Genomic DNA, 3,389 nt, shown 5'->3' with positions numbered 1-3,389 from the left:
TAAAAGAATACATTCTACTTTAAATTATGATACTCCTATGCTATACTTTAAGAAATTAAGGAATACTTAAATGCAATATGTATGGAACCCGTGCAATTAATTGTATATCTATTACTTGACTTTTATTAATTTTTATATATAATATTTTACTATGAAAGGTAAAATTATTTCAAATATCATAAGTAATTCTTTTTGCTTTACATTTTTCTTTAGCTTTTTTGGCGTTTAAGACGCCAGTATATTCTATTTTTTTCACAAACAAACACATATAAAATTAAATTTTTTAATACCCATATGATAATAAACTAAAAACATCTGACATAATATTTTAAATTTAGGAGATTGACTAATATGATAATAGTAATGAAACCAAACGCTAAAGAAGAATATATAAACAATATAACAGAAAGACTTATAAATGCAGGACTTGGTACTAATAAGATAGTAGGTGTAGACTGCACTGTTATAGGTATAGTAGGCGATACTTCAAAAGTTGACAGAGAATTAATGGCTACTTTACCAGGTGTTGCCAGAGTTTTAAAAGTTCAGGAGCCTTTCAAAAGAGCAAACAGAGCCTTCAAAAAAGAAGATACTATTGTTGATGTAAGCGGAGTAAAAATAGGAGGTGCTAAACCTGTTATAATAGCTGGTCCTTGTTCGGTTGAAAGTGAGGAACAGGTTATTAATATTGCTAAAAGTGTAAAAGCTGCAGGAGCTTCAATACTTAGGGGAGGGGCTTTCAAACCTAGAACTTCGCCTTATGCTTTCCAAGGGCTTGCTTTAGACGGACTTAAAATATTAAAACTTGCAAAAGAAGAGGTGGGCATACCTATTGTAAGCGAGATAGTATCAATAAGACATTTAGAAGATTTTGATAATACTGTTGATATGATACAAATTGGTGCAAGAAACATGCAGAACTTTGAGCTTTTAAAAGAAGTAGGTAAATTAAATAAACCTATACTTCTAAAAAGAGGACTTGCAAACACTATGGAAGAATGGCTTATGAGTGCAGAATATATACTTGATAAAGGAAACAGCAATGTAGTATTATGCGAAAGAGGTATAAGAACTTTTGAAACTTATACTAGAAATACTTTCGATGTTTCTGCTATACCTATGATAAAAAGAATGAGCCATTTGCCAGTAATAGGAGACCCTTCACATGCCAGCGGTAAGGCTTGGATGGCACTTCCTTTAACTTTAGCTGCTCTTGCTGCTGGTGCCGATGGTATGATTATAGAAGTACATAATGATCCTGAACATGCTTTATGCGATGGGGCTCAGTCAATAAAACCAGATACTTTTGAAGATATTATGGAGTCTGTTAATATGATGAGCGAAACAGTAAATAAAATAAAAGAACGCCATGGCGGAAAGATTTACACTAAATAATTTTTTATAATTGTTTAGTTATAAAATGTAATTATAAAAGTTTGTAAGTAAGTTTTGATTAAATATTTAATTAAATAAAAAAGCCTGCTCATAATATTTTATGAACAGGCTTAATTTTAATTAATATTTATTAATTTCTATTTAATGTAACAGTACCGCCGTTATCTGGTTTAGTATAAGCAGCTGTTCCATCACCATTAAACACTATTTTATGTTCTTTCATTGTAGAAGAAAGTTCATATATTGTTAGAACATTTCCATTTAATATTGAGGTATAATCATTTAGAGTTGGAGTCATAATGGCATCAGCTTCATCAACTGTTAGTTTTATACTTTCTCCTGAATATGTACCAGCATAAGGTGTTAATAAATCAGATTTTTTATACTCATTAAACATTTCTTCATTATTTTGATAGTTTACATCATTAATTGCTCTATCTTGTTCTATTATGTAAGTATATTTAGTTGTTATATTTTCTTCTGTAATATAATATGATAATATATTGCTGTTTAGTTCATATTTCCAATCTTTCATGGATTGTTCAGCATATATTTTTCCGTTTTCATCTATAGTGAATATATATGATTTAACCATAGGTGATGATGATGAGTCTTGATACCATTGATAATAGCTTCCTGTATAAGCTGCTGCTCCATTAAGTGTACCTACTTCTATATATTCACTAGGTATTTGGAAATTTTCTTTTTTCAATATTTGTTTTGCATATACTTGGATTGTATTATCAGTAAAGTTAAATAGTGTTATACCAGAATTTTCTTTAAGTGAGTCATTACCTATAAATTCTATAAGTAATTAATGAAAAATTAGAATATTGTTTTTTTATTAAGAAAAAAAAGTTATATAACGATGCGATTATATCAAACATTTTTTACCCTTACTATTAAAAATTATAATTATACTGAAAATTCTTAAGTTTGTCAATTTTTTTGTTGTTCTTTTTCCAGCCGCACGCCATACTTAACAGTACTTCCTTCGGTCGCAGGCGGACAGCGTCACAAAAGAAGTTGGGTGCGGGGCAAAGCCATGCAAATATTTTAAATTAAAAAATTAATTTTTGACAAACTATATCTATTTAGGTATATGTAAAAATAATTACTGAATAATTAAAAAACATATATAAAAATAATCAATTATTAAATAAGTATATCGTATATATCTTCTATTTTTACTATATTACTTTTATTTTCTATTTCATAAACATCTGTTTCTATTAATAAAGTTTTAAGATATGGTATTTTTATAATGTCGCTGTCTCTGTCGCCTATCATAAAAGATGAAGTTAAATCTATATTATATTTTTTTGAGGCAAGAATATGCATTCCAGCTTCTGGTTTTCTAAGCACTGATAATATATTATATGGTTCAACATGCCCTTTAATATGATACGGGCAATAATAAAAATCATCTATTAAAGCTCCGCATTTTTTATATTCTTCATAAATATAGTTATGCACTTTATTAACATCTTCATTTGTATAATAATTGTATGATACGCCTGCCTGATTGGTTGTTACTATTGTTATATAGCCTTTTTTGTTTGCATATTTTACTACATCTGTAAACTCTTTTTTTATTTTTACTCTGTCAGTAGTTCCTATATATCCTACATCATGCATTAATACTCCGTCTCTATCCAAAAATAATGCTTTGTTAATTTTTTTAGTGCTGTCTGCAAAATATGCAGGAATACCGTATAATTTATTTTCATTGAATGCATTTTCTATTTTTATGTCTGAATCAAAATTATTATCTTTATATATTTTATTATTATAAATGGCAAAATTATTGAATGAATATCCAGATAAAGGATTAGTTATATCGTCTCTTATTATTTTATAGTTTTTATCTATTGTGTATAATTTATTTTTATTATCTGTATTAAAGTCTAATGCTATTAAGAGAGCGTTTTTTTCTAAAGAATTATAAAAGTTTATAAAGTAATTTTCTATATTATTATTATTATTATTATTAT

3 protein-coding genes are annotated in these 3,389 nt (G+C 27.6%); 1 reads left to right on the top strand and 2 read right to left on the bottom strand.

Annotated features, from left to right (window positions below):
* Positions 1–351 precede the first annotated feature (351 nt).
* Positions 352–1,395: a 3-deoxy-7-phosphoheptulonate synthase gene (aroF, locus tag Q1X91_RS15180; RefSeq protein WP_300759392.1), complete on the top strand. Its 1,044-nt coding sequence runs from the start codon at positions 352–354 to the stop codon at positions 1,393–1,395.
* A 130-nt stretch (positions 1,396–1,525) separates the two neighbouring features.
* On the opposite strand, the gene Q1X91_RS15175 is transcribed toward aroF, so the two are convergent.
* Positions 1,526–2,107 carry a hypothetical protein gene (locus Q1X91_RS15175; protein WP_300759390.1) on the bottom strand — a complete coding sequence of 194 codons (582 nt, stop codon included), beginning with the start codon at positions 2,105–2,107 and terminating at the stop codon, positions 1,526–1,528.
* A gap of 443 nt (positions 2,108–2,550) precedes the next feature.
* Positions 2,551–3,366, bottom strand: a complete 816-nt coding sequence (locus Q1X91_RS15170; RefSeq protein WP_300759394.1) for an HAD-IIIA family hydrolase — start codon at positions 3,364–3,366, stop codon at positions 2,551–2,553.
* Positions 3,367–3,389 lie beyond the last annotated feature (23 nt).

The organism is uncultured Brachyspira sp. (assembly GCF_949287625.1).
Taxonomy (GTDB): Bacteria; Spirochaetota; Brachyspiria; order Brachyspirales; family Brachyspiraceae; genus Brachyspira.
The sequence above is the reverse complement of the archived record's forward strand: the minus strand, read 5'-3'. Positions and strand labels throughout refer to the sequence as shown.

Excerpts from the sequence above, each read along its gene's own strand:
- aroF (WP_300759392.1), top strand. The coding sequence starts at position 352 with ATGATAATAGTAATGAAACCAAACGCTAAAGAAGAATATATAAACAAT.